1 rRNA gene is annotated in these 232 nt (G+C 54.3%); it reads right to left on the bottom strand.

The window, feature by feature from the left end:
* Nucleotides 1-232: ribosomal RNA gene (locus SLS51_RS23785) — 23S ribosomal RNA — on the bottom strand; the annotation flags it as partial.

The raw sequence follows: 232 nt of genomic DNA, 5'->3' as shown, positions 1-232 counted from the left end.
GCGGGTTTTTCACCCGCTTTATCGTTACTTATGTCAGCATTCGCACTTCTGATACCTCCAGCAGGCCTCACGGCACCGCCTTCTGCGGCTTACAGAACGCTCCCCTACCCAATAACACTTGCGTGTCACTGCCGCAGCTTCGGTGCATGGTTTAGCCCCGTTACATCTTCCGCGCAGGCCGACTCGACCAGTGAGCTATTACGCTTTCTTTCAATGATGGCTGCTTCTAAGC

Source organism: Photorhabdus africana (genome assembly GCF_035181445.1).
Lineage (GTDB): Bacteria > Pseudomonadota > Gammaproteobacteria > Enterobacterales > Enterobacteriaceae > Photorhabdus > Photorhabdus laumondii.
The sequence above is the reverse complement of the archived record's forward strand: the minus strand, read 5'-3'. Positions and strand labels throughout refer to the sequence as shown.